This is a genomic window from Serratia sp. NPDC078593 (assembly GCF_050268245.1).
GTDB lineage: Bacteria > Pseudomonadota > Gammaproteobacteria > Enterobacterales > Enterobacteriaceae > JBNNGK01.
The window spans coordinates 1-26749 of record NZ_JBNNGK010000004.1 but is presented as its reverse complement, the minus strand read 5'-3'; the positions used below and the strand labels follow the sequence as shown (position 1 = coordinate 26749).

25 protein-coding genes are annotated in these 26749 nt (G+C 51.2%); 8 read left to right on the top strand and 17 right to left on the bottom strand.

All coding sequences use genetic code 11. The features are described 5' to 3' along the window. Positions 1-242: 242 nt before the first annotated feature. The 13 genes from ACQKDS_RS05815 to asnC form a co-directional block, all read right to left on the bottom strand. Complete coding sequence (locus ACQKDS_RS05815; RefSeq protein ID WP_399667178.1) at positions 243-662, bottom strand: F0F1 ATP synthase subunit epsilon; 420 nt, start codon at positions 660-662, stop codon at positions 243-245. 20 nt (positions 663-682) lie between these two features. Then, positions 683-2065 (bottom strand): F0F1 ATP synthase subunit beta, encoded by a 1383-nt coding sequence (gene atpD, locus ACQKDS_RS05810; protein WP_399667175.1) that lies wholly within the window; start codon positions 2063-2065, stop codon positions 683-685. Positions 2066-2161: 96 nt separating this feature from the next. Beyond that, positions 2162-3025 (bottom strand): F0F1 ATP synthase subunit gamma, encoded by an 864-nt coding sequence (atpG, locus tag ACQKDS_RS05805; RefSeq protein ID WP_399667173.1) that lies wholly within the window; start codon positions 3023-3025, stop codon positions 2162-2164. Positions 3026-3083: 58 nt separating this feature from the next. Further along, positions 3084-4625 (bottom strand): F0F1 ATP synthase subunit alpha, encoded by a 1542-nt coding sequence (gene atpA / locus ACQKDS_RS05800; protein WP_399667170.1) that lies wholly within the window; start codon positions 4623-4625, stop codon positions 3084-3086. A 12-nt stretch (positions 4626-4637) separates the two neighbouring features. Further along, entirely contained in the window at positions 4638-5171 is a 534-nt protein-coding gene (gene atpH / locus ACQKDS_RS05795; RefSeq protein ID WP_399667167.1) for a F0F1 ATP synthase subunit delta, read from the bottom strand. Positions 5172-5185: 14 nt separating this feature from the next. Further along, a complete protein-coding gene (atpF, locus tag ACQKDS_RS05790) occupies positions 5186-5656 on the bottom strand; it encodes a F0F1 ATP synthase subunit B (protein WP_004933804.1) in 471 nt (156 codons plus the stop codon). A 57-nt stretch (positions 5657-5713) separates the two neighbouring features. After that, on the bottom strand, positions 5714-5953 hold the full coding sequence (gene atpE / locus ACQKDS_RS05785) for a F0F1 ATP synthase subunit C (RefSeq protein WP_004093904.1): 240 nt from the start codon (positions 5951-5953) through the stop codon (positions 5714-5716). A gap of 49 nt (positions 5954-6002) precedes the next feature. Further along, positions 6003-6779, bottom strand: a complete 777-nt coding sequence (atpB, locus tag ACQKDS_RS05780) for a F0F1 ATP synthase subunit A (protein WP_399667164.1) — start codon at positions 6777-6779, stop codon at positions 6003-6005. A gap of 21 nt (positions 6780-6800) precedes the next feature. Then, on the bottom strand, positions 6801-7184 hold the full coding sequence (gene atpI, locus ACQKDS_RS05775; protein ID WP_399667161.1) for a F0F1 ATP synthase subunit I: 384 nt from the start codon (positions 7182-7184) through the stop codon (positions 6801-6803). Positions 7185-7822: 638 nt separating this feature from the next. Continuing rightward, entirely contained in the window at positions 7823-8443 is a 621-nt protein-coding gene (gene rsmG, locus ACQKDS_RS05770) for a 16S rRNA (guanine(527)-N(7))-methyltransferase RsmG (protein ID WP_399667158.1), read from the bottom strand. Between the two features lie 137 nt (positions 8444-8580). Continuing rightward, positions 8581-10470 (bottom strand): tRNA uridine-5-carboxymethylaminomethyl(34) synthesis enzyme MnmG, encoded by a 1890-nt coding sequence (gene mnmG, locus ACQKDS_RS05765; RefSeq protein WP_399667155.1) that lies wholly within the window; start codon positions 10468-10470, stop codon positions 8581-8583. A 381-nt stretch (positions 10471-10851) separates the two neighbouring features. Next, a complete protein-coding gene (gene mioC / locus ACQKDS_RS05760; RefSeq protein ID WP_399667152.1) occupies positions 10852-11292 on the bottom strand; it encodes an FMN-binding protein MioC in 441 nt (146 codons plus the stop codon). Between the two features lie 96 nt (positions 11293-11388). Then, positions 11389-11850 (bottom strand): transcriptional regulator AsnC, encoded by a 462-nt coding sequence (asnC, locus tag ACQKDS_RS05755; protein ID WP_399667149.1) that lies wholly within the window; start codon positions 11848-11850, stop codon positions 11389-11391. Between the two features lie 154 nt (positions 11851-12004). On the opposite strand from asnC, the gene asnA reads away from it, so the two are divergent. Further along, a complete protein-coding gene (gene asnA, locus ACQKDS_RS05750) occupies positions 12005-12997 on the top strand; it encodes an aspartate--ammonia ligase (protein WP_399667146.1) in 993 nt (330 codons plus the stop codon). A 3-nt stretch (positions 12998-13000) separates the two neighbouring features. On the opposite strand, the gene viaA is transcribed toward asnA, so the two are convergent. Together viaA and ravA are read right to left on the bottom strand one after the other, a co-directional pair. Then, complete coding sequence (gene viaA / locus ACQKDS_RS05745) at positions 13001-14464, bottom strand: ATPase RavA stimulator ViaA (RefSeq protein WP_399667143.1); 1464 nt, start codon at positions 14462-14464, stop codon at positions 13001-13003. A 2-nt stretch (positions 14465-14466) separates the two neighbouring features. Continuing rightward, positions 14467-15975, bottom strand: a complete 1509-nt coding sequence (gene ravA, locus ACQKDS_RS05740; RefSeq protein WP_399667140.1) for an ATPase RavA — start codon at positions 15973-15975, stop codon at positions 14467-14469. Positions 15976-16258: 283 nt separating this feature from the next. Here ravA and kup point away from each other — a divergent pair, with 283 nt between their 5' ends. The 7 genes from kup to rbsR all read left to right on the top strand — a co-directional run bounded on the left by kup (position 16259) and on the right by rbsR (position 24183). Continuing rightward, positions 16259-18127 carry a low affinity potassium transporter Kup gene (kup, locus tag ACQKDS_RS05735; protein WP_399667951.1) on the top strand — a complete coding sequence of 623 codons (1869 nt, stop codon included), beginning with the start codon at positions 16259-16261 and terminating at the stop codon, positions 18125-18127. A gap of 240 nt (positions 18128-18367) precedes the next feature. Further along, positions 18368-18787 (top strand): D-ribose pyranase, encoded by a 420-nt coding sequence (gene rbsD, locus ACQKDS_RS05730; protein WP_399667137.1) that lies wholly within the window; start codon positions 18368-18370, stop codon positions 18785-18787. A gap of 7 nt (positions 18788-18794) precedes the next feature. Continuing rightward, positions 18795-20303 (top strand): ribose ABC transporter ATP-binding protein RbsA, encoded by a 1509-nt coding sequence (gene rbsA, locus ACQKDS_RS05725; protein WP_399667134.1) that lies wholly within the window; start codon positions 18795-18797, stop codon positions 20301-20303. Continuing rightward, the gene (rbsC, locus tag ACQKDS_RS05720) at positions 20300-21268 is read left to right on the top strand and encodes a ribose ABC transporter permease (protein WP_399667131.1); all 969 of its coding nucleotides are present in this window, start codon (positions 20300-20302) and stop codon (positions 21266-21268) included. The genes rbsA and rbsC overlap by 4 nt, the downstream gene beginning before the upstream one ends. A gap of 23 nt (positions 21269-21291) precedes the next feature. Next, positions 21292-22179 (top strand): ribose ABC transporter substrate-binding protein RbsB, encoded by an 888-nt coding sequence (gene rbsB / locus ACQKDS_RS05715; RefSeq protein ID WP_399667128.1) that lies wholly within the window; start codon positions 21292-21294, stop codon positions 22177-22179. A 70-nt stretch (positions 22180-22249) separates the two neighbouring features. Then, complete coding sequence (rbsK, locus tag ACQKDS_RS05710) at positions 22250-23176, top strand: ribokinase (RefSeq protein WP_399667125.1); 927 nt, start codon at positions 22250-22252, stop codon at positions 23174-23176. 5 nt (positions 23177-23181) lie between these two features. Further along, entirely contained in the window at positions 23182-24183 is a 1002-nt protein-coding gene (gene rbsR / locus ACQKDS_RS05705; protein ID WP_399667122.1) for a ribose operon transcriptional repressor RbsR, read from the top strand. On the opposite strand, the gene mdtD is transcribed toward rbsR, so the two are convergent. Next, a complete protein-coding gene (gene mdtD / locus ACQKDS_RS05700) occupies positions 24180-25598 on the bottom strand; it encodes a multidrug transporter subunit MdtD (RefSeq protein WP_399667119.1) in 1419 nt (472 codons plus the stop codon). The genes rbsR and mdtD overlap by 4 nt on opposite strands. A 53-nt stretch (positions 25599-25651) precedes the next feature. Further along, on the bottom strand, positions 25652-26341 hold the full coding sequence (locus tag ACQKDS_RS05695; protein ID WP_399667116.1) for a FadR/GntR family transcriptional regulator: 690 nt from the start codon (positions 26339-26341) through the stop codon (positions 25652-25654). Positions 26342-26749: the final 408 nt, after the last annotated feature.

Here is a 26749-nt window from a genome sequence, read left to right as displayed (position 1 = left end):
TAAAACCGTTTAGCGCCGAAATTACTACATATTTCTCTTCACGAACCCAGTGTAAGCCTTGTGGCGCTAAGCGCGGCGAGGTTCGTAGCAATCTTAGGCAACTGCCGACAAACTGTCGGCGTTCGGAGACATATTTCCGCGCGAGTATTCGTTAATACACCACAATACTCGCAGGGTGTGAACGCTTATTTTAAAGCAAAAAAAAAGCGACCATACAGGTCGCTTTTTTATTTCGGTATTGCTTACATCGCTTTTCTGGTGAGCTCGATAACGCGCAATTTTGCGATCGCCTTCGCCAGTTCAGCCGATGCCTGAGCATAGTCGACATCGCCATGAGAGCTACGGATGTGCTCTTCAGCTTTACGCTTCGCTTCCAGCGCTCTCGCTTCGTCGAGATCCGTTCCACGGATGGCAGTATCCGCCAACACGGTCACCACGTTCGGCAGTACCTCTAAGGTACCGCCGGACAGGTAGATGAACTCTTCTTCACCGTGCTGTTTAACAATACGCACCATGCCAGGCTTGATGGCAGTCAGCAGCGGCGCATGCCCAGGGAAAATCCCCAGTTCGCCTTCGCTACCTGTCACCTGGATCTTCTGCACCAGGCCGGAAAACATCTGTTTTTCCGCGCTGACGACATCCAGATGGTAAGTCATAGCCATATCACCCTCCTCTCAAAGCGTTACAGTTTCTTGGCTTTTTCCACTGCTTCTTCAATGGTGCCAACCATGTAGAACGCCTGCTCCGGCAGGTGGTCATAGTCGCCGTCCATAATGCCTTTGAAACCACGGATGGTATCTTTCAGCGATACGAACTTGCCCGGAGAACCGGTAAAGACTTCGGCCACGAAGAACGGCTGAGACAGGAAGCGCTGGATTTTACGCGCGCGGGATACGACCAGTTTGTCATCTTCTGACAGCTCGTCCATACCCAGAATCGCGATGATGTCCTTCAGTTCCTGATAGCGTTGCAGAATAGACTGCACGCCACGCGCAACGTCATAGTGCTCTTGGCCAACTACCAGCGGATCCAACTGACGGCTGGTTGAATCCAGCGGGTCAACGGCCGGGTAGATACCCAAAGAAGCGATGTTACGGCTCAGTACCACGGTTGCGTCCAAGTGCGCAAAGGTGGTGGCGGGTGACGGGTCAGTCAAGTCATCCGCAGGAACGTAAACGGCCTGTACAGAGGTGATAGAACCCGTTTTGGTTGAGGTGATACGTTCTTGCAGAACGCCCATCTCTTCCGCCAGCGTTGGCTGATAACCTACCGCCGATGGCATACGGCCCAGAAGTGCAGACACTTCGGTACCGGCCAAGGTATAACGGTAGATGTTATCAACGAACAGCAGAACGTCACGGCCTTCATCACGGAATTTCTCCGCCATGGTCAGGCCAGTCAGCGCAACGCGCAGACGGTTACCTGGTGGCTCGTTCATCTGGCCGTAAACCAAGGAAACTTTGTCCAATACGTTGGAGTCTGTCATTTCGTGGTAGAAGTCGTTACCCTCACGAGTACGTTCACCCACGCCCGCAAACACGGAATAACCGGAGTGCTCGATCGCGATGTTACGGATCAGCTCCATCATGTTAACGGTTTTACCGACACCCGCACCGCCGAACAGACCTACTTTACCGCCCTTAGCGAACGGACAAATCAAGTCCATTACCTTGATACCGGTTTCCAGCAGATCCTGGGAGTTGGACAGTTCTTCGTAGCTTGGCGCAGCGCGGTGAATAGCCCAACGCTCTTCTTCGCCGATGTCGCCCTTCATGTCGATTGGTTGGCCCAACACGTTCATGATACGACCCAGCGTAGCTTTACCTACCGGGACTTCAATCGGGTGTTCCAGATTGGTCACTTTCAGGCCGCGACGCAGACCGTCGGAGGTACCCATAGCGATACAACGAACCACACCACCGCCCAACTGCTGCTGAACTTCCAGTACCAGAGTTTCGGTACCGTTTTCTACCTCAAGGGCGTCGTACACTTTTGGTACGGCATCCTGAGGGAACTCGACGTCCACTACGGCGCCGATTACCTGGATAATCTTTCCAGTAGCCATCTTGAATCCTCTACGTAATTCGTTTACCCGCATTTTCAAACCGCTGGTGCGTTAACCGCTGCCCTGCAATTTGAACTGGTGTGGGTAATAACCTGGTTAAACCGCGGAGGCTCCCGAAACGATCTCGGTGAGTTCCTGAGTGATGCTGGCCTGACGAGCCTTGTTGTATACCAACTGCAGCTCTTTGATCAGGCTACCGCCGTTATCGGTTGCGGCTTTCATCGCGACCATTCGTGCGGCCTGCTCGCTGGCCAGGTTTTCCACGACGCCCTGATAAACTTGCGATTCCACATAGCGGCGCAGCAAGGTATCAAGCAGCACTTTTGGATCGGGTTCATACAGGTAATCCCAGGCTTTTTTCTTCAGCTCACCGTCATCGGAAGGCGGTAACGGCAGCAACTGAATGACCTGCGGCTCCTGGGACATCGTATTGACAAATTTATTGCTGACAATGTAAAGCTTGTCCAAACGACCTTCGTCGTAAGCTTGCAGCATCACTTTCACCGGCCCGATCAGATCCGACAAGGAAGGGTTATCCCCCATGCCAGTCACTTGGGCAACCACGTTGCCACCCACGGAGCCAAAGAAAGAGGCTGCTTTAGAGCCAATCAGCGCCAAATCAGCTTCAACGCCTTTTTCGGACCACGCTTTCATCTCTGCCAACAGCTTCTTGAACAGGTTGATGTTCAAGCCGCCGCAGAGACCACGGTCAGTAGACACCACCAAATACCCGACACGCTTAACATCACGTTCGTCCAGGTAGGGGTGCTTGTATTCCAGATTACCCAACGCAAGGTGACCAATCACTTTGCGCATGGTCTCTGCATAAGGACGGCTGGCCGCCATACGATCCTGCGATTTACGCATTTTGGAGGCGGCGACCATCTCCATCGCTTTAGTGATCTTCTGCGTGTTTTGCACGCTCGCGATCTTACTACGTATCTCTTTTGCGCCGGCCATCTCTGCTTCTCCTCATTGCCAGACGGCCTGCTGTCTTTCAACAGCAGGCCGCTGTGCTTTACCAGGACTGGGTTTTCTTGAAGGTCTCGAGGACGTTTTTCAACTGCCCTTCGATCTCGTCATTGAGGTTGCCAGTTTGGTTGATTTGGTTCAGCAGCTCAGCGTGTTCGCGGTCAGCGTAAGCGACCAGAGCCGCTTCGAAACTCACCACTTTGGCGACTTCAACATCATCCAGATAGCCACGCTCGGCGGCAAACAGCACCAGAGACTGTTGTGCGACGGACATCGGCGCATACTGTTTCTGCTTCAGCAATTCCGTCACTTTCTGACCGTGATTAAGTTGCTTACGGGTCGCATCATCCAGATCGGAAGCGAACTGGGAGAACGCAGCCAGCTCACGATACTGTGCCAACGCGGTACGAATACCACCGGACAGTTTCTTCATGATCTTGGTCTGCGCGGCACCACCCACACGGGATACAGAGATACCCGGGTTAACTGCCGGACGAATACCGGAGTTAAACAGGTTCGATTCCAAGAAGATCTGACCATCGGTAATCGAGATTACGTTGGTCGGAACGAACGCGGAAACGTCACCCGCCTGAGTTTCGATGATCGGCAGTGCGGTCAGAGAACCGGTTTTACCTTTCACTTCGCCTTTGGTGAACGCTTCAACGTACTCAGCGTTAACACGCGCAGCACGTTCCAGCAGACGAGAGTGGAGATAGAAAACGTCACCTGGGTAAGCTTCACGGCCTGGTGGACGACGAAGCAGCAGGGAAATCTGACGGTAAGCAACGGCCTGTTTGGACAGGTCATCATAAACAATCAGCGCATCTTCACCGCGATCGCGGAAGTATTCGCCCATCGCGCAACCGGCATAAGGTGCCAGGTATTGCAGTGCTGCGGATTCAGATGCCGTAGCCACAACCACGATGGTGTTAGCCAGCGCGCCGTGCTCTTCCAGTTTGCGCACCACGTTAGCAATGGTGGATGCTTTCTGGCCGATAGCCACGTAAACGCATTTGATGCCGGAGTCACGTTGGTTGATGATCGCATCGATCGCCAACGCCGTTTTACCGGTCTGACGGTCACCGATAACCAGCTCACGCTGACCACGGCCGATTGGAATCATCGCATCAACGGATTTGTAACCGGTTTGCACGGGTTGATCGACCGACTGACGCTCGATAACGCCAGGCGCGATAGTTTCAACCGGCGAGAAGCCGTCGTGCTCAACCGGGCCTTTACCGTCAATAGGTGCACCCAAGGTGTTAACCACACGGCCCAGCAGGCCACGGCCGACCGGAACTTCCAGAATACGGCCAGTACATTTTACCTTCATGCCTTCGGCCAGATCCGCATACGGACCCATTACCACGGCACCGACGGAGTCGCGCTCCAGGTTCAATGCGATTGCATAACGGTTGCCTGGCAGTGCGATCATTTCGCCCTGCATAACGTCGGCCAGACCGTGTACGCGGATGATCCCGTCACTGACGGAAACGATAGTACCTTCATTGTGAGCTTCGCTCACTACATTGAACTGAGCAATGCGCTGCTTGATCAGTTCGCTGATTTCGGTGGAATTCAGTTGCATGCTCCAGTCCCCTTAAGACTGCAAGACGTCTGCCAGGCGTTCAAGACGACCGCGAACGCTGCCATCAATCACCATATCACCAGCGCGGATAATTACGCCGGCCAGTACAGACTTGTCAATTTTGCAATTCAGCTTAACTTTGCGTGACAGACGTTTTTCCATCGCAGCGGCTATCTTAGCCTGCTGTTCGTCATTCAGTGCGCTCGATGAGAGCACCTCAACTTCGACGGTAGATTCCAGCGCAGCGCGCAGTTCAATGAACTGCTGCAAAACGGCAGGAAGAACCAGTAAACGTCCATTTTCGGCCATTACGCGGATAAAGTTCTGGCCATTTTCGTCGAGTTGATCGCCACAAACCGCAATGAACGTTTTCGACAGCGTCTCTGGCGCAACCGCACCAGACAGCAGTTCGGAAATCTGTTCGTTTTGGGTGACAACCGCCGCAAACGCCAGCATTTGCTGCCAGCGTTCTACGCTTTGATGCTCAACGGCAAAGTCAAAAGCTGCTTTGGCGTAGGGGCGAGCTACAGTAACAAATTCAGACATCAGCCCCTCCCTCCTTACAGTTCAGCGACCAGTTTATCAACGATGTCGCTGTTAGCAGCTTCATCCACGGAACGTTCGATGATTTTCTCGGCACCGGCAATTGCCAGCATCGCGACTTGTTTACGCAACTCTTCACGAGCGCGCTTACGTTCGGCTTCGATCTCAGCCTGAGCCTGCGCCACGATTTTGTTACGTTCCTGCTCGGCTTCGGCTTTCGCTTCATCCATGATCTGAGCTTTGCGTTTGTTTGCTTGCTCGATGATCACCTGAGCTTCTGCTTTAGCAGTTTTCAGCTGGTCGGTCGCATTGGCTTGCGCTAAGTCCAAATCTTTTTTGGCACGTTCTGCGGAAGCGAGACCATCAGCAATTTCTTTCTGACGCTTCTCGATGGCAGCCATAATCGGCGGCCATACGTACTTCATGCAGAACCAGACAAACAAGACGAACGCGATGGCCTGGCCGAGGATTGTTGCGTTAAGATTCACAGCACAATGCCTCTTTTAAAGTTAAATAGTATGGTTTGTCGCAGAGAAACTCTCTGCTTACGCGACGGCAAACATCACGTACAGACCCAGACCAACAGCGATCATCGGGATGGCGTCAACCAGACCCATAACGATAAAGAACTGTGTACGCAGCAGAGGAATCAGGTCAGGCTGACGTGCAGCGCCTTCCAAGAATTTACCACCCAGGATGCCGATACCGATCGCAGCACCGATTGCCGCTAAGCCCATCATCACAGCGGCAGCCATGTACAGCAGATCCATACTCAGGTTTTCCATGACAGTCTCCAGTTTGTTTCAGTTTATAAGTGCAAGTGTTTTAAGAAAATCAGTGCTCTTCAGACGCCATCGACAGATAGACAATCGTCAGAACCATGAAAATAAAGGCTTGAAGCGTAATGATCAGGATGTGGAAGATAGCCCAAGGCAAGCTCAGGACCCACTGTGACCACCACGGCAACAGGCCGGCAATCAGGATGAAGATCAACTCACCCGCATACATGTTGCCGAACAGTCGCAGACCCAGAGAAACAGGTTTGGACAGCAGGCTGACACCTTCAAGAATCAGGTTGATTGGAATGAATACCGGATGGTTGAACGGCTGCATGGTTAACTCTTTAACGAACCCACCAACGCCTTTCATTTTGATGCTGTAGAACAAGATAAGAATAAATACGCCCAGCGCCATCGATAATGTCACGTTCACGTCGGCGGTTGGTACCACACGAAGCGCAGGTAAACCAAGCTGAGCACCGATAAACGGCAGGAAGTCTACCGGGATCAGGTCCATCAAGTTCATCAGAAATACCCAGACGAACACGGTCAATGCCAACGGGGCAATCACTTTGCTCTTGCCGTGATACATATCGCGAACGCTGCTGTCGACAAACCCAACGACCAGTTCCACTGCGGTTTGCAGCTTACCCGGTACGCCGCTGGTGGCGTTCTTAGCAACCCTGCGGAAAACCGCCAGGAACAGAACCCCAAGGACAACGGAGAAAAACATCGAGTCGAGGTTAATCGACCAAAAACCAGTCCCGACCTGAAGCTGTGTCAGGTGGTGACCGATATACTCCTGTGGACTGTTGTATCCCTCTGCAGACATGATGCCTCTACCCTTATTTAGTTAATTTCGGTAACTGTTAATCACGGCGGGTGCCACTATCTGCACCACTAACACCGCTAAATAGGTCAGGCCAAGCGGTATAAACTCCGCTTTGAACACCCCAAGCGCCACAATCAACAAAACGATGGTGATCACGACCTTTAGCCCCTCGCCGATAGCGAACGACCAGGCAACCCGTCCGGGCGCTGGCGTCTGAGCCTGATGGCGCAAGGCAAACAGCATAAACATTGCACTCGGCAACCAAGCGGCAAGACCGCCCATTAATGCCGACACGCTCCATTCCACGTTTTTCAACAGGAAAGCAGCGCCGATCAGAACAAAAGTCATCAACTGCCAAAACAGTAATTTACGTGCGACTTTCCCGCTGTAAAGGGACACAGACATGACGTTTGTTCTCTCCGTACCCCTGAGGGAGTATGCTGAGTGACGTATACAACTGTTTTTACTGTGCTGAGTCAAGCAGCAAAAAACGAGCAAATTATACGGTGCACAACAACGAATTCAATCGATAAGTAGCGAAAAGGTGAACAATTATTTAAATTTCCCCATTTTGGGCTATTTTCACAAGAAAACGGTCGGAATAATCGACCTGATTTATTGTCTGATTATTCCAGCGTTGCGCCGCGAAACGTGCCTTCGATCACAATAATGATCACTATTGATTTATAGCGTATCGTCACTTGTGGCGTCTTTAGCTAATAGAGCGATCAAAAAATATTATAAATCAAAACATTACGCGTTAACTGTTCAAAAACAATCCGTATACCGGGTAAAAACCTTTTATTGACATCCCTGGGAAGAATATAACTACAGGTATTTAACACTTGCAGCAATATTGCATCGTTTGCACATGATAACCAACGTGACTATTTCACGTTATATTTACGCTATTGTCGCGAATTAGCACACGAATTTGTGTTAATAAAAAGTAATGTAACTAAAAAAAGCAGCCAATTGATTAGCGTGTTAATTTTTGCATTGTTATTACTATTTAAATAGCGCCTATTTGATCAAAAACAAACTTAGTTTGCCTTAAGCACCACTAAATGACGCTCGCCTTCCAGTTCTGGCACCTGCAAACGCACCACAGACTCCAGCGTAATGCCATCAGGTAACTGCGCCAACTCTTCATCTGGGCGCACGCCCTTCAACGCATAGAAACGCCCCTGCCCTTTCGCCGGCAAATGATGGCACCAGGCCAACATATCCTGGAGCGATGCAAAGGCGCGGCTAATAACACCGTCAAAAGGCGGAACTGCCGGGAAGACTTCAACGCGGCTTTGTACGGGCTCAATATTGGTCAGCCCCAACTCGTGCTGCACCTGACGCAAAAAGCGGACGCGCTTGCCCAAGCTATCGAGCAGCGTAAAGTGAGCCTCTGGCCGTACGATGGCTAAGGGAATGCCAGGTAACCCCGGCCCGGTACCCACATCAATAAAACGCTGGCCAGTCAGGTGAGGATTGACCACGATGCTGTCGAGAATATGGCGGATCAGCATTTGTTGTGGATCGCGCACTGAGGTCAGGTTGTAAGCCTTGTTCCACTTGTCCAGCATGCCGACATAGCCCAGCAACTGCTGCTTTTGGCGATCGGGAAGCGAAATACCAGCTGCAGCCAGCAGCGAGTCTAACTTTTTATCCACAACGGAGTCCTCTGACGGGCGCGAATCAGCCCGCAATTCGGGCTGGCTAAACGGGGTGACTATGATAGTTCAGGCTGAAAATGTTGTCAGCGGCCATTTGTCTATCCGTTAGGCAAACAGCCACTGAACATGTCGATTTATGCGCTGCGGCGCAGCAATCCCTGTTTTTTCAACCATACTAACAAAATGGATATCGCCGCAGGCGTAACGCCGGAAATGCGCGATGCTTGGCCGATTGAATTCGGTTTGTGATCGTTAAGCTTGGCAATCACTTCGTTCGACAGACCTGAAACTTGACGATAGTCCAGATCCAACGGCAGTACGGTATTTTCATTCCGCTGTTGCTTGTCGATTTCGTCTTGCTGACGGCTGATATACCCTTCATATTTGACTTGAATCTCAACCTGTTCGGCTGCTTGTACATCCGCCAGCGGCGGCGAAAAAGCCTCAACGGTGGTCAATGAGGCGTAGTCCATTTCAGGGCGGCGCAACAGTTCCTCACCATTGGCCTCACGCGACAGCGGCGCTTTGAGCAGGCTGTTCACTTGAGCAACGTTGTCAGAATTCGGGTGCATCCAGATATCACGCAGACGTTGACGTTCACGCTCGATCGTTTCCAGTTTTTCGCTATAACGCGCCCAACGTACATCGTCCACCAATCCCAGCTCGCGGCCTTTCTCCGTCAAGCGCAGATCGGCATTATCTTCACGCAGCATCAAGCGGTATTCCGCCCGTGAAGTGAACATACGGTACGGCTCTTTGGTACCCAAGGTGCTGAGATCGTCGACCAATACGCCAAGATAGGCCTGATCGCGGCGCGGCGACCAACCTTCGTCTTCATTGGCATACCGCCCGGCATTAAGACCCGCCAACAAGCCTTGTGCGGCGGCTTCTTCATAACCGGTGGTGCCGTTAATTTGGCCTGCGAAGAACAAGCCTTGAATGAATTTACTTTCCAGCGTGGGTTTCAAATCACGCGGATCGAAGAAATCATATTCGATAGCGTAACCAGGCCGCACAATACGTGCATTTTGCATCCCTTCCATCGAACGGACGATTTGCATCTGCACGTCAAACGGCAAACTGGTAGAGATACCGTTTGGATACACTTCATTGCTGGTCAAACCTTCCGGCTCCAGGAAGATCTGATGCGCATTACGATCGGCAAAGCGCATCACTTTATCTTCGATCGAAGGGCAGTAACGTGGGCCGATCCCTTCGATGATCCCGGCATACATCGGGCTACGATCGAGATTATTACGAATTACATCATGGGTTTTTTCATTGGTGTGTGTGATGTAACACGGTATTTGCTGCGGGTGCTGGCTGGCATTTCCCATGAACGAGAATACCGGCACGGGGGTATCACCGTGTTGCTCAGCCAATACGCTAAAATCGATAGTTCGTGCATCAATCCGCGGTGGTGTACCGGTCTTTAAGCGGTTAACGCGTAGCGGCAGTTCACGCAAACGCTGTGACAACGAAATTGAAGGGGGATCGCCAGCACGGCCACCGCTGTAATTTTCTAAACCAATATGGATCTTGCCATCGAGGAATGTTCCTACGGTCAGCACCACCGCTTTGGCACGGAACTTAAGTCCCATTTGGGTGACAGCACCAACGACACGATCGTTTTCGACGATCAGATCTTCAACTGGCTGTTGGAAGAGAGTCAGATTTGGTTGGCTTTCCAGTGCGGTACGTACCGCTTGGCGATACAGTACACGGTCAGCTTGAGCGCGAGTCGCACGTACCGCAGGGCCCTTACTGGCGTTTAGTATCCTAAACTGAATGCCGGCATGATCGATCGCCGTGGCCATCAGGCCGCCAAGTGCATCAATTTCCTTAACCAGATGCCCTTTACCAATACCGCCAATTGCCGGGTTACATGACATCTGCCCCAGCGTATCGATATTGTGTGTCAGTAATAAAGTCTGACGCCCCATACGTGCCGCAGCCATAGCGGCTTCGGTACCTGCATGGCCACCACCGATGATGATGACGTCAAATTGCTCTGGATAAAACATGGAACTTCACCTCGAAGTACTTGCGAACGATCGTGTTTGCCCTGGGGTCAGGGATTCTACTCAAGTTTAGACGATCGACCAAGTGGCGAGGATCGTCGGTAATTAAAAGAAGATCTTTTTTATTTAAAGATCTCTTTATTAGATCTCTTATTAGGATCGCGATCTTCTGTGGATAAGTGATTATTCACGATGGAGATCAGGAAATTAGGAAGGATCGATAGCTGTGAATGATCGGTGATCCTGATGCTTATAAGCTGGGATCTAAATGGCGACTTATACACAGCCTGAAAAGCGTACAGCCGTTGTTATTGGGATAACTACCGCTTTTACCCTGCTTTTAAGCCTACTTATACACAATCGTTCGCACGATCTTTGTACGAATTAGAGTAAATTAATCCAATTCTTGACCCATTCTTCTGCCGGATCCTCGGGAATTTCATGTTTGGTCACGTCGATCTCAAGGCGATCACCGATCTTTTTAGCGCCACGAGACACGAAAAGATCGTCGACCTGTTTGATCGCACCACAGAAGGTGTCGTATTCGGAACTGCCCAAACCGACGGCACCGAACTGTACTTGGGAGAGATCGGGTTGCTGCTCGCTAATTTGTTCCAGTAGCGGCAGTAAATTATCCGGGACTTCGCCTGCGCCGTGGGTTGAGCACACCACCAGCCAGCGCCCGGACAGCGTTAATTCATCCAACTCAGGGCCATGCAGCATGTCGGTAGAAAAACCGGCGTCTTCCAGTTTTTCAGCCAAATGTTCAGCTACATATTCAGCACTGCCAAGCGTACTGCCACTGATCAGAGTAATGTCTGCCATGAATGAATGATCCCAACCTTTCCAAAGAGGCTGCATTGTACGCTGTGAATCGGCTGGGATCTACCTGTGGATAATATGGGTATAGTAAATAGTACGCTATGGCGTGATGGTACGCATGATGGGGTTTTGCAGAGAGATCAGCGTTTCTGTTGACTGGATTTCATCAATCGTTTGGATCTTGTTGATAAGTACCTGTTGCAACGCGTCTATTGAGCGACACATGACTTTGATGAACACGCTGTAATGGCCTGTGGTGTAATAGGCCTCGACCACTTCTTCCAGGCTTTCGAGCTTTTGCAGGGCGGAAGGATAGTCTTTAGCACTCTTTAAAATAATGCCAATAAAGCAGCACACGTCGTAACCCAGCCGTTTTGGGTTCACGTCGACACGTGCGCCGGTGATGATGCCTGCCTGTTTCATCTTTTCCACCCGCACGTGGATGGTTCCCGGGCTAACGGCGAACGTTTTTGCCAATTCGGCATAGGCCGTGCGTGCATTTGCCATTAAGGCATTGAGGATGCCGCGATCGAGATTGTCGATCTGATAAATATCTGCCATATAATCCCCTGTTAATTATGTTTTATACAATTTTCACCGCATAAAAATGAATGATTAAAATTCAAAAGGCAATATTGTTGAATACATATTGAGTTCGACGGTGTTTTTGTTGCTTAATCATCAGCAACAGAGACAGGTTTTGAGAGATACGGCAATGAAAAAACAGTTTATCCAAAAACAACAACAAATCAGCTTCGTGAAATCCTTCTTTTCCCACCAGTTGGAACAGCAACTGGGTTTGATAGAAGTACAGGCACCGATCCTCAGTCGTTTGGGGGATGGAACGCAAGATAACCTCTCTGGCAGCGAAAAAGCGGTGCAGGTTAAAGTAAAAACCCTGCCCGACGCGACGTTTGAAGTTGTGCACTCACTGGCAAAATGGAAGCGTAAAACCCTAGGGTGCCACGATTTTAGCGCCGGTGAAGGTTTGTATACGCATATGAAAGCGTTGCGCCCAGATGAAGATCGTCTAACACCGATCCATTCGGTGTATGTCGATCAATGGGATTGGGAGCGGGTGATGGGCGACGGTGAACGTAGCCTGGACTACCTGAAAAGCACCGTTCGCAGCATTTATAGCGCGATGAAAGCAACGGAAGCGGCGGTGAGCCGTGAATATGGTCTGGCACCGTTCCTGCCAGAGCAGATTCATTTTGTTCACAGCGAAGCCCTGTTACAGCGTTTCCCTGAGTTAGATGCTAAAGGGCGTGAACGGGCAATTGCTAAAGAACTGGGCGCAGTGTTCCTGATTGGTATTGGCGGTAAATTGTCACATGGAAAAGCGCATGATGTTCGCGCGCCGGATTATGATGACTGGACAACCCCGGCTGCCGATGGGCTGCTTGGCTTGAACGGCGATATCGTGGTGTGGAACCCGGTATTGGAAGATGCTTTCGAGCTTTCTTCGATGGGCATTCGCGTGGATGCCGATACGCTGAAACGCCAATTGGCACTGACGGATGATCAGGAGCGTCTCACGTTGGAGTGGCATCAATCTTTGCTGCGCGGTGAAATGCCGCAAACCATTGGTGGCGGCATTGGTCAGTCGCGTTTAGTGATGCTGTTACTGCAATTGTCGCATATTGGCCAAGTGCAATGTGGCGTATGGTCACCGGAGATAAGCGCGACGGTTGACGGCTTACTGTAATGTCTAGCGCCGCCAGCGGCGCATTAAACGGCTTTTTAACCCGGTATCAAAACGCCAGATGTGATCGAAAATGCGCATGATGCCGGGTTTGCCATAGGCTGACATTGCCACTGCATGAAAACGTTGTTGGTGGCTTTGCTGCTGCTGTTTCACCTTTTTTATCACCTCTTCGGGCAACCGCTGGGCAATAAAGTCGGAAATAATCACCGCGTCGGCGTCAAACCAGCCGCTTTCAGCCATTTTCCCTACCGTTGCACTCAGGCAGGCGGCCAGATCGGTACCGCCACGAAAATGCTGGCCGAGGAAACGTACCGCCTGTTCAATCCCGCTGGCAGCGGTCAATTCATAATGCACGATTTGGTTAGCGAACAGCATGATATAACAGCGTCGATTATCAGCGAGAGCAATGCGTAACAGTGCTAAACAAAACGCTTTGGCGCACTGTTCGTTGAATCCCCCCATCGAACCGGAGGTATCGACACAGACGATAAACGGCCCGCGCGGCTGTTGATCCTGCTGTTGATGCGTGACCTGACGTATGACCACCTTTTCATGCCAAGCATCGCCTTGCAAACGGTAGCTCAGTAAGCGCTTTTCCAATAAACGGCGATAAAACTCGAATTCTAATTCGTCGATACCCAGCGTCGCCAGTTCAGCGGGCAACAAGCGCAGGATATCATCGCTTTGATGCACGCCGTTGACCTCTTCTGGCAGGGTGGCAGGCACTTTCACCATCACTCGGAACGGCTCTGGCACCGCATCCTGCTGCGGCACCGTTTTGGCTTCGTAGCTGCGCCCCAACTGTTGCGCCAGCTTTTTTAGCTCTGGCTGCGTTTGTAGAAAGTTGCCGTATTCCACCAGCCGTTGATAATCACCGCGCTGCAACTGCCCTTTGCTCATGTCCCATAACCGTCCAGCCGCCGTGTCGTTTTCAGCCAACACCGGCTCCAGCGCGCCGCTTAAGGCTAAACGCTCCTGTAATTCGGCCATCAACTGTTCGCGTTCTTGTTCTAATAACTGATGATGTAGCAGGGTAGCTTGCAGCGTCAGGCTGATACGCCAGCGCTGCAAAAATAACGTCTGGAAACTGTCGTCGAGCGGATGGTGGGGTAAGTCGGCTGCGTCCACCAGCTTGCACGCTTGTTCGTAGAAGGGGGAAACCAGTTGATTCAGTAGTTCCAGGGTATCATTGAGGTTATGGTAAAACTGGCTATTAGTTTCCAGTTGGCACTGCTGGTAGCGATAAAACTCCTGTGCCAGCGACGGCGGCACCATCGCCTGATGGATGCGCTCTTTTAATTGCAGCTTCCAGCGGGGAAGATCGCGATCCAATGCGCGGCGAATGGCCGGGAATTTTTTGAAGAACACTGACAGTTGCGGCGCCGCCAACATGGCGACGATCATTTCCTCGATCAGCTCACCTTCGGTGATCGCCAGCAACAGATCGAGCGTTTCCAGACTGAGCATGGTTATTGGCCGCGCATCTGTTGTTGTTGCTGTTTTATTTGCTCTGCCACTTGTAACAGGCTGGCCTCAATTTTTGCCAGCCCGGCTGCGGGGGTAAATAGACACGGCTGATGTTGGCTGAATAACCGCCGTTGTTCTGCTAAGCGCAGTGCCAGCGTTTCCATATCCTCGAGCAGTTCTGGCGGTGTGGCGTGTGTCTGTTTACCGGGCAGGGCCAGCAGTGAAGGTTGACGGCTAATATCTAACACGGCTAGGTGCAATTGCTCATCTACGTCCAGATCGATGGGTTGAGCAAAGCCGATACCGTTCAGCTTGGCACGTACATTGCCGCCCTTTTGTAACCAATTTTCCAGAGCGCTGCTGTCGATACTAATATGGTTAACTTGAATATCATGCAGTTGCAGTGGTTTTTGCAGCAATAGCGTTTGCGTGGCGCCGCTAAGCGGTTCGGCTAACGCATAGTGAGGTTTACGGTTGAACATGCCGCCTTTTTTGATCAGACGAATGGCTTGGCGGTCGCTTTGCTGCTGTTGGTGTTGCATCCAGCGGGTATGAATTTGTTGTAGCTGAAGCAACAGGGTTTGCTGCTGGTAAGCCTGTTCCGTTAATAACTGGTCGACTTGCTGCTGCATCAGTTTCAGCGAGGTCAAATCATGCCACAAGCAGTCTTTTAACAGCATCAGATCGATGGGGGCAATGGCATCACGCCCGCTAAAGAACGCACAGGCTTGCAACAGGCGGAGGGATTTTTTCCAACGTCGGTCAGAGACATACGGTGCCTGTTCCAGCGCGTCTAACCGTTGGCGCAATTGGAAAATCAGATCAAAGCAGTGTTCGGGGAGCGCTACGTTGTCGATCTGGGATTGCCACTGATGGAACTCGTCATCGCTGATACTGAGCGCTTCGGGCACCGGATTGTTGCTTTCAGACTGACGGTTGGTCAGCAGCGAACGAAAATTTTGTTTGTCCTGCACTTTGTCCAACCACAGACGGATCAGCATGCGGTCATACAGTGCTTCCAGGCTACTGTCATCTTCTGGCAGTTCATTGGATGCGGTGACCAGCAGGCGCAGCGGAATCGGCTCTTCGCTGTTACCGTTACGAAAGCGGCGTTCATTAATGGCGGTTAGTAAGGTATTGAGGATTGCTGGGCCCGCCTTCCAGATTTCATCTAAAAACACGATTTCTGCGTCCGGCAAGTAACCGGTAACCAGGCGCTGATAGCGGCCTTCATCTTTTAACGCTTGGATCGACAGCGGGCCGAAGACCTCTTCAGGGGTGGAGAAACGTGTCATCAAATATTCAAATGATCGCGCGTTGCGAAAGGCAAATTTCAAACGGCGAGCGATTAAACTCTTGGCGATGCCCGGTGGACCGAGCAGGAATACGCTCTCGCCGCTGAGCGCGGCCAGCAGGCACAGGCGAATCGCTTCTTGCCGTTCATAAAGGCCGCTCTCCAGCGCACTGCTGAGACGGGAAATTCGTTCTGCCAAATGTGATGAAGACGCCATAGTTTTGCCGTGTTGTCCGAGAGTTAGCCAATGTTGTTTGAGAAGGCGACAATAAACCATCTTTTTTTAAAGTGATAGCTTATTGATTAGTCGTATTTTTCTATGTTCAACAGCGTTGTCCGTTTACATTTTGTATTTTTTTCGATGCATATTAAAGAGTAGGCAGGTCGTATAATTCATGCATACTGTGCGCCTTTTAGTGGACGTAACGGATCTTGGAACCCGTATCTTCTGGCTGATGCGGATGCATCGCTAACGGCTGTTCTAGCTAAAGAAACGAATGATGAGCACAGAACGTAAGCAATCCCTATCGGCGGTGACATTAGCCGCCATTGGCGTAGTGTATGGTGATATTGGCACCAGCCCGCTTTATACCCTCCGAGAATGTTTCTCTGGTCATTATGGTTTTGATGTCCGCCCTGATGTGGTGTTCGGTTTCCTGTCGCTGATTTTTTGGATGTTGGTGATTATCGTCTCGCTGAAATACCTCACCTATGTGATGCGGGCCGATAACGCGGGCGAAGGCGGAATCTTAACGCTGATGTCGTTAGCCGGGCGTAATACATCGTCGCGTTCCACCGCTGTCTTGGTGATACTCGGTCTGATCGGTGGCAGCTTCTTTTATGGTGAGGTGGTGATCACGCCGGCTATTTCGGTAATGTCGGCGATTGAAGGTTTGGAAATAGCCGCACCCTCGCTGGATCCGTTCATTGTTCCCTTATCGATATTGGTTCTGACCCTACTGTTCATTATTCAAAAAAAGGGAACCGGCAGCGTCGGAAAACTGTTTGCGCCGGTGATGTTGATTTGGTTCCTCACCATGGCGTTGCTGGGCATTCGCAGTATTATCGGCAACCCAGAAGTGTTGCAGGCGTTGAATCCGCAATGGGCGCTAAATTTCTTTATTGAATACAAGAAAGTCTCATTTTTTGCCTTAGGGGCGGTGGTGCTGTCGATTACTGGCGTGGAGGCGTTATACGCCGATATGGGGCATTTCGGTAAATTCCCTATTCGCCTGGCTTGGTTCACCGTGGTGTTGCCTTCATTGGTGTTGAACTATTTTGGTCAGGGGGCGTTGTTGTTAAAGAACCCTGAAGCCATCAAGAACCCCTTTTTCCTGCTGGCACCGGATTGGGCGTTAGTGCCATTATTGATTTTGGCGACGCTGGCGACGGTGATTGCCTCGCAGGCGGTGATTTCTGGCGTGTTCTCACTGACGCGTCAAGCGGTGCGTTTGGGATATTTGTCACCGATGCGCATCATTCATACTTCGGAAATGGAATCCGGTCAGATCTATATTCCGGTGGTTAACTGGTTGTTATATATCGCCGTGGTGTTGGTGATTATCAGTTTTGAACATTCCAGTAACCTGGCGGCGGCTTATGGCATTGCGGTCACCGGCACCATGGTGATCACCAGCATTCTGGTGACTTTCGTGGCAATAAAAAACTGGCATTGGAACCGCCTGTTGGCGATCGGTATTTTAGCGCTGCTGCTGTGTATTGATGTGCCGATGTTTGTCGCTAACGGGTTGAAATTGTTCTCTGGCGGTTGGTTGCCGCTCAGCATTGGCCTGTTGATGTTCATTGTGATGACCACCTGGAAGAGCGAACGTTTCCGCCTGTTGCGCAGAATGCACGAACACGGCAATTCGCTTGAGGCGCTCATCGCGTCATTAGAAAAATCGCCTCCGGTACGGGTGCCAGGCACGGCGGTGTTCATGTCCCGCGCCATTAATGTGATTCCTTTTGCCCTGTTGCATAACCTTAAGCACAATAAAGTTCTGCATGAGCGTGTCGTGTTGCTGACGTTACGTACGGAGGATGCGCCGTATGTGCACAATGTGCGCCGGGTGACGATTGAACAGTTGTCACCAACCTTCTGGCGCGTGGTGGCCAGCTATGGCTGGCGTGAAACGCCGAACGTAGAGGAAGTCTTCCACCGCTGCGGCTTAGAAGGATTACCTTGCCGAATGATAGAAACGTCATTCTTTATGTCACATGAATCGCTGATGCTGGCTAAACGACCATGGTATTTGTTGTTACGGGGCAAACTGTTCATTGCGCTGAGCCGGAATGCGCTGCGCGCGCCGGATCAGTTCGAAATCCCGCCCAACAGGGTGATCGAATTGGGAACTCAGGTCGAGATATAGCCGCGGTAACGTTTTATCCGGCTCTGCGGTGGCTTACACCATCGTCATTCCTTCCCTACTAACAGGCTTTGCTCAATATGGCAGGGCCTTTTTTATTTGTGTCTTTAATTAAATGTGAGCGAAACGTTTCGATAGCGATCACATTTCCACTATCTCTTCGTTGCCTTCCGCTGTCGATTTTTTACACTCAACCAGTAGCGAAACGTTTCGCTACTGATGTGGCGAATGGAGTGAAAAAGAATGAAAAAAGGCGTGCTGCTGAATGCTGATATTTCTGCGCTGGTTTCCCGGCTTGGCCATACCGACCAAATTACCGTTTGTGATGCGGGGTTACCTATCCCGGCGAACACCCCGCGTATCGACTTGGCGGTGACTCAAGGTGTACCGACATTTTTGCAAGTGTTGGCCGCGGTAACGCAAGAAATGCAGGTAGAAAGCGCGATCTTGGCGGAAGAAATCGTCAAACAAAATCCATCGCTCCATCACGCCTTGCTGGCTCAACTGACTCAACTTGGCCAACTCCAGGGAAATACTATCAGCGTGCGCTATATCAGCCACGGTGAATTTAAGGCGCAAACCGAACACAGCCGAGCCGTCATCCGCAGTGGCGAGTGTTCGCCTTACGCGAACGTGATTCTGTGTGCAGGCGTAACTTTCTGAGGCACTTATGCAACCTTTATTGCAACTGAAAGGAATTGATAAAGCCTTTCCCGGCGTTAAAGCGCTGTCGGGTGCTGCACTTAGCGTTTATCCCGGCAGGGTGATGGCGCTGGTGGGTGAGAACGGCGCAGGGAAATCCACCATGATGAAAGTACTCACCGGTATTTACAATAAAGACGCCGGTAGTCAGCACTTTCTGGGCAAAGAGGTGGCTTTCAATGGGCCAAAAGCGTCGCAGGAAGCGGGCATCGGTATCATTCACCAAGAGTTGAACTTAATCCCACAGTTAACTATCGCGGAAAACATTTTTCTAGGTCGTGAATTTGTTAACCGCTTTGGTCGTATCGACTGGAAGAGAATGTACGCCGAAGCTGACAAACTGTTGATGCGGCTCAATCTGCGATACAGCAGCCATCGGCTGGTGGGTGAACTGTCGATCGGCGATCAGCAAATGGTTGAGATCGCGAAGGTGCTGAGCTTTGAATCACAGGTCATCATCATGGATGAACCGACGGATGCCTTGACCGACACTGAAACCGCCTCACTGTTTAAAGTGATTAATGAACTGAAAGCGGAAGGGCGCGGTATTGTCTATATTTCGCACCGCCTGAAAGAAATTTTTGAGATTTGCGATGATGTCACGGTATTTCGTGACGGGCAGTTTATTGCTGAGCGGCCAGTCAGTGAACTGCAGGAAGATTCGCTGATAGAAATGATGGTCGGCCGTAAATTGGAAGAGCAGTATCCACGCCTGAATCTGCCGCGTGGCGAAAAGCGTTTGCAGGTGAGCCATGTTTCTGGCCCCGGCGTGCATGACGTCAGTTTTACCCTATATCGGGGTGAAATTCTGGGCGTTTCAGGCCTGATGGGCGCTGGACGTACTGAACTGATGAAGATTCTGTACGGTGCGGCACCGCGTAGCAGCGGCACCGTTAAACTGGACGGTCGTGATGTGGTGACACATTCACCGCAGGACGGTCTGGCAAATGGCATCGTTTATATCTCAGAAGACCGTAAGCGCGATGGCTTGGTGTTGGGCATGTCGGTGAAGGAAAACATGTCGCTTACCGCACTGCGTTATTTCAGCCGCGCTGGCGGAGGATTGAAACATGCGGCAGAACAGCTAGCCGTGGGCGATTTCATTCGATTATTCAATGTAAAAACCCCATCAATGGATCAGCCTATTGGCCTGCTTTCCGGCGGTAATCAGCAAAAAGTGGCGATTGCCCGTGGGTTGATGACGCGGCCGAAAGTGCTGATCCTCGACGAGCCAACGCGCGGTGTGGATGTTGGCGCCAAGAAGGAAATTTACCAGTTAATTAACCAGTTCAAACAGGAAGGGCTCAGCATCATTTTGGTGTCATCGGAAATGCCAGAGGTGATGGGCATGAGTGACCGCATCGTGGTGATGCATGAAGGCCATCTCAGCGGAGAATTCACGGTTGAACAGGCCACTCAGGAAGCGTTGATGGCTGCGGCCGTCGGTAAGCAATACGGTGAGGAGTTATCAGTATGAGTTCAAACACTATCGCGGCTAAGCGCTGGTTCAGTAAAGAATGGCTGTTAGAGCAAAAGTCGCTGATTGCGCTACTGGTGCTGATTGCCGTGGTTTCTACCATGAGCCCCAATTTCTTCACCGTAAATAACCTGTTCAATATTCTGCAACAAACCTCGGTGAACGCCATTATGGCGGTCGGCATGACGTTGGTGATCCTAACGTCCGGTATCGATCTGTCGGTGGGCTCACTGTTGGCGCTAACCGGTGCGGTTGCTGCTTCTATCGTTGGCTTTGAAGTGAATGCGGTGGTCGCGGTAGCGGCTGCGCTGGCATTGGGGGCGGCCATTGGTGCTACCACCGGTGTGATTGTCGCCAAAGGTAAAGTACAGGCGTTCATCGCAACATTGGTGATGATGCTGTTGCTACGCGGGGTGACAATGGTTTACACCAATGGCAGCCCGGTCAATACCGGCTTCACCGATGTGGCTGATACCTTTGGTTGGTTCGGCATTGGCCGCCCTTTGGGGGTGCCAACGCCTATCTGGATTATGGCGATCGTGTTTATTGCCGCGTGGTACATGCTGCACCATACGCGCTTGGGCCGCTATATTTATGCCCTCGGCGGCAATGAAGCGGCGACGCGTCTGTCAGGTATTCGCGTCGATCGTGTCAAAATCATCGTGTATTCGCTGTGCGGCCTATTGGCGGCGTTGGCTGGCGTGATCGAAGTGGCACGCCTGTCCTCTGCGCAACCTACTGCGGGTACTGGCTACGAATTAGATGCCATCGCCGCTGTAGTATTGGGCGGCACCAGTCTGGCGGGTGGTAAAGGGCGCATCGTCGGCACGCTAATCGGCGCATTAATCCTTGGATTTTTGAATAACGGCCTGAATTTAATGGGTGTTTCTTCCTACTACCAAATGATCGTGAAAGCGGTAGTCATACTGCTGGCGGTGCTGGTAGACAATAAAAGTAACAAGTAACCTCCCCTACAGGAATCACGACCATGAAAATGAAAAAACTGGCAGTTCTGGCATCCGCGTTTGCGCTGAGCGCGACTCTGAGTGCCAATGCGTTGGCTAAAGACACCATCGCGCTGGTGGTTTCCACGCTGAATAATCCGTTCTTCGTTTCAATGAAAGAGGGCGCGCAGCAGGAAGCCAATAAACTGGGTTATAACCTGGTGGTGCTGGATTCTCAGAACAACCCGGCTAAAGAGTTGGCTAACGTGCAGGATTTGATGGTGCAATCTCCAAAACTGTTGCTCATTAACCCAACCGATTCCGATGCGGTGGGTAATGCCATCAAAATGGCTAACCAGGCTAACATCCCGGTGATCACCCTAGATCGCATCGCCGCTAAGGGTAAGGTTATCAGCCACATTGCTTCCGACAACCGTGCCGGTGGCAAAATGGCCGGTGATTTTATCGCTAAAACGGTAGGGTCCGATGCCAAAGTGATCCAACTGGAGGGCATTGCCGGCACGTCGGCTGCGCGTGAGCGGGGTGAAGGCTTCAAACAGTCGCTAGAGCAGAATAAATTCACGCTGTTAGCCAGCCAGCCGGCAGATTTCGATCGTACTAAAGGGTTAAACGTGATGCAGAACTTACTGACTGCGCATCCGAATGTACAGGCTGTTTTCGCTCAGAATGATGAGATGGCGCTTGGCGCAATGCGTGCTTTGCAAACTGCCGGTAAAAATGACGTAGTGGTGGTCGGATTTGATGGTACCGCAGACGGTGTGAAAGCGGTTGAAAGGGGTAAGCTGGCGGCAACGGTAGCGCAGCGTCCCGATCAGATCGGTGTCATCGGTGTAGAAACTGCCGATAAGGTGTTGAAAGGCGAGAATGTCGCGGCGACTATTCCGGTAGACCTGAAACTGGTCACTCAATAAGCGCGTTATTCACGCCATCGGAACAGGGCGTTTACCATGGCGTGATATTAATAAAGTAGGAAACAATGCGATGGATACAGGAAAACTGGTGGTTTTGGGCAGCATCAATGCTGACCACATCCTTAATATTGAACAATTTCCCCGCCCGGGTGAAACGGTGATCGGGAAGCAGTATAAGGTGGCATTTGGCGGGAAAGGTGCTAACCAGGCTGTTGCCGCAGGGCGCAGCGGTGCGGATATTGCCTTTATCGCTTGCGTAGGTGCAGACGATATTGGCAAGCGTATTCGCCAGCAATTGACCACCGATCGCATTGATACCCATTCGATAGAAGCCATCAGTAATACGACGACCGGTGTCGCGTTGATTTTCGTCAATGGTGACGGGGAGAACGTCATTGGTATTGATGCTGGTGCCAACGCGGCGGTCACGCCGCAGTATTTGGCGCGCTATCAGCAAACGGTGATCGATGCAGATGCATTGCTAATGCAGTTGGAATCGCCGTTAGAAACCGTGATCGCCGCTGCGCGGTTGGCGAAACAGCATCATACCCGAGTGATCCTTAACCCGGCTCCTGCCCGGGCGTTACCGGATGAGCTGTTGGCGATGGTTAATATGATTACGCCAAATGAAACCGAAGCGCAGCGTTTAACCGGCATCGCGGTGAATAATGATGCGGATGCCGCCCGTGCTGCCAAGACGTTGCATGATAAAGGTATCGAAACGGTGCTGATTACGCTTGGCAGCCGTGGGGTTTGGCTGAGTGAAAACGGTGAAGGCAAATTGGTACCCGGCTTTAAGGTCAAAGCGGTTGATACCATCGCGGCGGGCGATACTTTCAACGGGGCGTTGTTGACGGCGCTGTTGGAAGGAAAAGTAATGAACGAAGCGGTGCGTTTCGCCCATGCGGCAGCGGCCATCGCTGTAACGCGCCCTGGTGCACAGCCTTCGGTGCCTTGGCGTGAAGAGATCGATGCCTTCTTGCAACAGCAGGAGTAATGTTTTTGGCCACCATGAAAGATGTCGCCCGCTTGGCGGGTGTTTCAACCTCTACGGTTTCACACGTCATTAATAACAACCGTTTTGTCAGCGACAGCGTGCGTAACAAAGTCATGGCGGCCGTTGAACAACTCAACTATGCGCCTTCCGCATTGGCTCGCAGCCTGAAAATAAAGGAAACGCGCACCATTGGTATGCTGGTCACCGCGAGTAACAACCCGTTTTACGCGGAAGTGGTGCGCGGCGTTGAGCGTAGTTGCTATGAGCGTGGGTACAGTTTGATATTGTGCAATACCGAAGAAGATGCGGCACGGATGAATCGTAGTATGGAAACGCTATTGCAAAAACGTGTCGATGGGTTACTGCTGATGTGCACTGAAAATCATCGACCGTCGCAGGACTCGCTGAGCCGTTACCCTTCACTGCCGATTGTGATGATGGATTGGGCTCCGTTTGAAGGGGCCAATGATATTATTCAGGATAACTCGCTGCTGGGTGGCGAAATGGCTACCGAACATTTAATTACGCGCGGTTATCGGCATATTGCCTGCATTGCCGGGCCACAGGATAAAACCACCGCACGGCATCGTTTAGACGGTTATCGACGCGCAATGCAGCGCGCGGGGTTAGTGATTCCTTCGGGGTATGAAGTGCACTGCGATTTTGAGTTTGAAGGCGGGGTGCGTGCGATGCAGCAACTCTTGGCGCTGGATGAACCGCCACATGCCGTATTTGCGGGTAATGATGCGGTTGCCGTGGGCGTTTACCAAGCGCTGTTCCAGGCGGGTCTCAAGGTACCGCAGGATATGGCTGTGGTGGGCTATGATGATATCGAGCTAGCGAAATATCTGGCACCGCCGCTGAGTACTATCCACCAACCCAAAGATTCATTGGGGGAGCTGGCGATAGATGCGTTAATCCATCGCCTACAACACCCGGAACGTGATGCACAAATCTTAGTGCTGACGCCAGAGCTGGTGGATCGTGCATCGGTCGGCTGGCGTTAACCGGTCTTTTGGGTTGTTTTTGCCCGTTTTTCTTTGCCGCTGATCAGATTATTTCCGTCAGTTTTACGTAGCAAGATGAACACCAGTGCCGATACCGTAGTGATGATGCCCATCGTAATAAAGGTATAGTGGAAGTGGTCTATCATGGTGCCGATCGACAGTGAATCATAGAAACGCAGTACAGCAGCGCTGACCGCCACGCCAAAACTGATAGAAAGTTGCTGAGTGACGGCTAACACGCTGTTGCCAGAACTGGCATTGGTGTCATTCAGATCGGCCAAACTGATAGTATTCATGGCAGTAAACTGGGTCGACATTGCCATCCCTAACACAAATAATGGAATAATCATCAACCACAGTGGCATCCCAGGGCTTTGCAGGGCGAACTGGGCGATCAGTAAACCGATCACAACGGTGATACTGATCAACGTCTTACGGTATCCAAACCACCGTAGTACCTGCGTTACGGTGGATTTTGCCATCATCGCCCCAATAGCTGTCGGGGCCATCATGCAGCCCGCAATAATCGCCGTATAGCCAAAACCGACCTGTAGCATTAGCGGCATTAGAAACGGAACGCTGCCGGTACCAAGCCGCGAAGCCACGTTTCCGGCAATCCCGACCGAGAAGGTGCGGGTTTTGAACAGATCTAATCCTATCAGCGGTTGGGGATGACGGCGGGCATGGGCGATATAACCGAACAGTACTGCAAACCCGCTCAACAATACGCCCAGTGAAATGTAGCTGGCCAGTACGCGCTCACCGAATAACTCGAGCCCAGTTGAAATCAATACCAGACTGAGGCCAAACAATATAAAGCCAAAAAAATCGAAAGACCGCTTCGGTGTAGTGAAGTCTGGCATGTATTTACGTGCGTAAAAGATACCGAGCAGACCGATAGGAATGTTGATCAGGAATATCCAATGCCAGGTGGCGTAGGTTACCAACCACCCCCCTAGCAGTGGCCCTAGTATCGGGCCAACCAAGCCCGGCATGGTCACGAAGTTGAGTACCGGTAATAGTTCACTGCGTGGATAAGCGCGTAACAATGCCAGACGAGCCACCGGCATCATCATTGCCCCACCAATACCTTGCACAACGCGGGAGGTCACCAAGAAACTTAGACTTGGGGATAGCGCACACAATAATGAGCCGAGAGTAAATAACGAGACGGCAAAAATGAATACTCGCCGCGTGCCGTAGCGGTCTGCCAACCATCCGCTGACCGGGATCAGCATTGCGACGGTCAAGGTGTAGCTGATGACCGCGGATTGCATCGCCAGTGGTGAACGATCAAGGCTATGGGCAATTGCCGGTAAGGCTGTGTTAAGAATAGTGGCGTCCAACGCCTGCATAAAGAACGCCATTGCGGCGATCCAAGGTAGCCCTGCCATACTGCGCGCAGATTTTATCATTATGGTTCCTGGTTAATCATCGGACATTGTTGTTCTTCTATATAGAGAGAAGGCTAGTCTTTTCCTTTTAACAAAGTCTGGCATGCCGTAAATGCGGCATTGCTCTCGCAGGCTAAGATTGCGTCTACAATGGCCTGATGCTGTTGCAGCTTAATCACCTCGTTGCCGGTAATCGCACGGAAATAACTTTGATACACCGAACTGAACAGATTGGCGAACGACGACAGGAATGGATTACCGCTGGCTTCATAAATCAGTTGGTGGAATTGGGTATCCACCATGATCCAGCGTTCGCGATCGAATTCTTTATGTAAGGTACGCATTTCAGCCATTAATGATTCTAATCGTGCCTTCTGTTGTTCATCTGCATGTACTGCTGCCAATGAACAGGCTTGTGGTTCTAATGATGTACGTAGGATAAGAAAGTGCTGCATGACGTGATCAAAGTTTTCGCGTGTCATCCACCACGTTAGCAATTCTTGGTCGAGGAAGTTCCATTGGCTTCTTGGCATCACCCGTGTGCCTATTCGGGGGCGGGGGAGCAACATGCCTTTTGCTGCCAGTATCTTCACTGCTTCACGCACTGCGGTACGGCTGACGCCAAATGTCTCCGCCAATTCCATCTCACCAGGTAGGATACTCCCAGCGGCGTAGTCGCCTGAAAGTATTTGTTGGCCGAGTTTCTCCGCTAACAGATAAGAAAGATTACGCTGGGCGGCCTGTTGTTGGGCGTTAAATTGCATGGCTGCGGATCCTTGGCTTACATCGTTATTGTCATTTTACTCTACTGTGTGACCACGATAGTGGCTATTGCAGGGAAAAATTGACGGAAAAACGTGCTTTTTTGTCGCTTTTGTCGAAAAAAAACGCGGTTGAAAACTTTTTTGAAATTAGGGGTTGCGACGTTCTGAGAACTCCCTATAATGCGCCTCCACTGACCGGGAACAACGACTGACAAGTCGCTGGGTTAGCGGGAAGAAAGCGAAATAAACGCTTGACTCCCAGGGCGAAAAGCGTAGTATACGCAGCCCGCACCGATGAGTTTTATCTCCGGTGCTGCTCTTTAACAATTTATCAGACAATCTGTGTGGGCACTCACAAGACGATATCCAGCATCCTCGGATGCAAAAAAATATCAAGTCTTGAAGAGT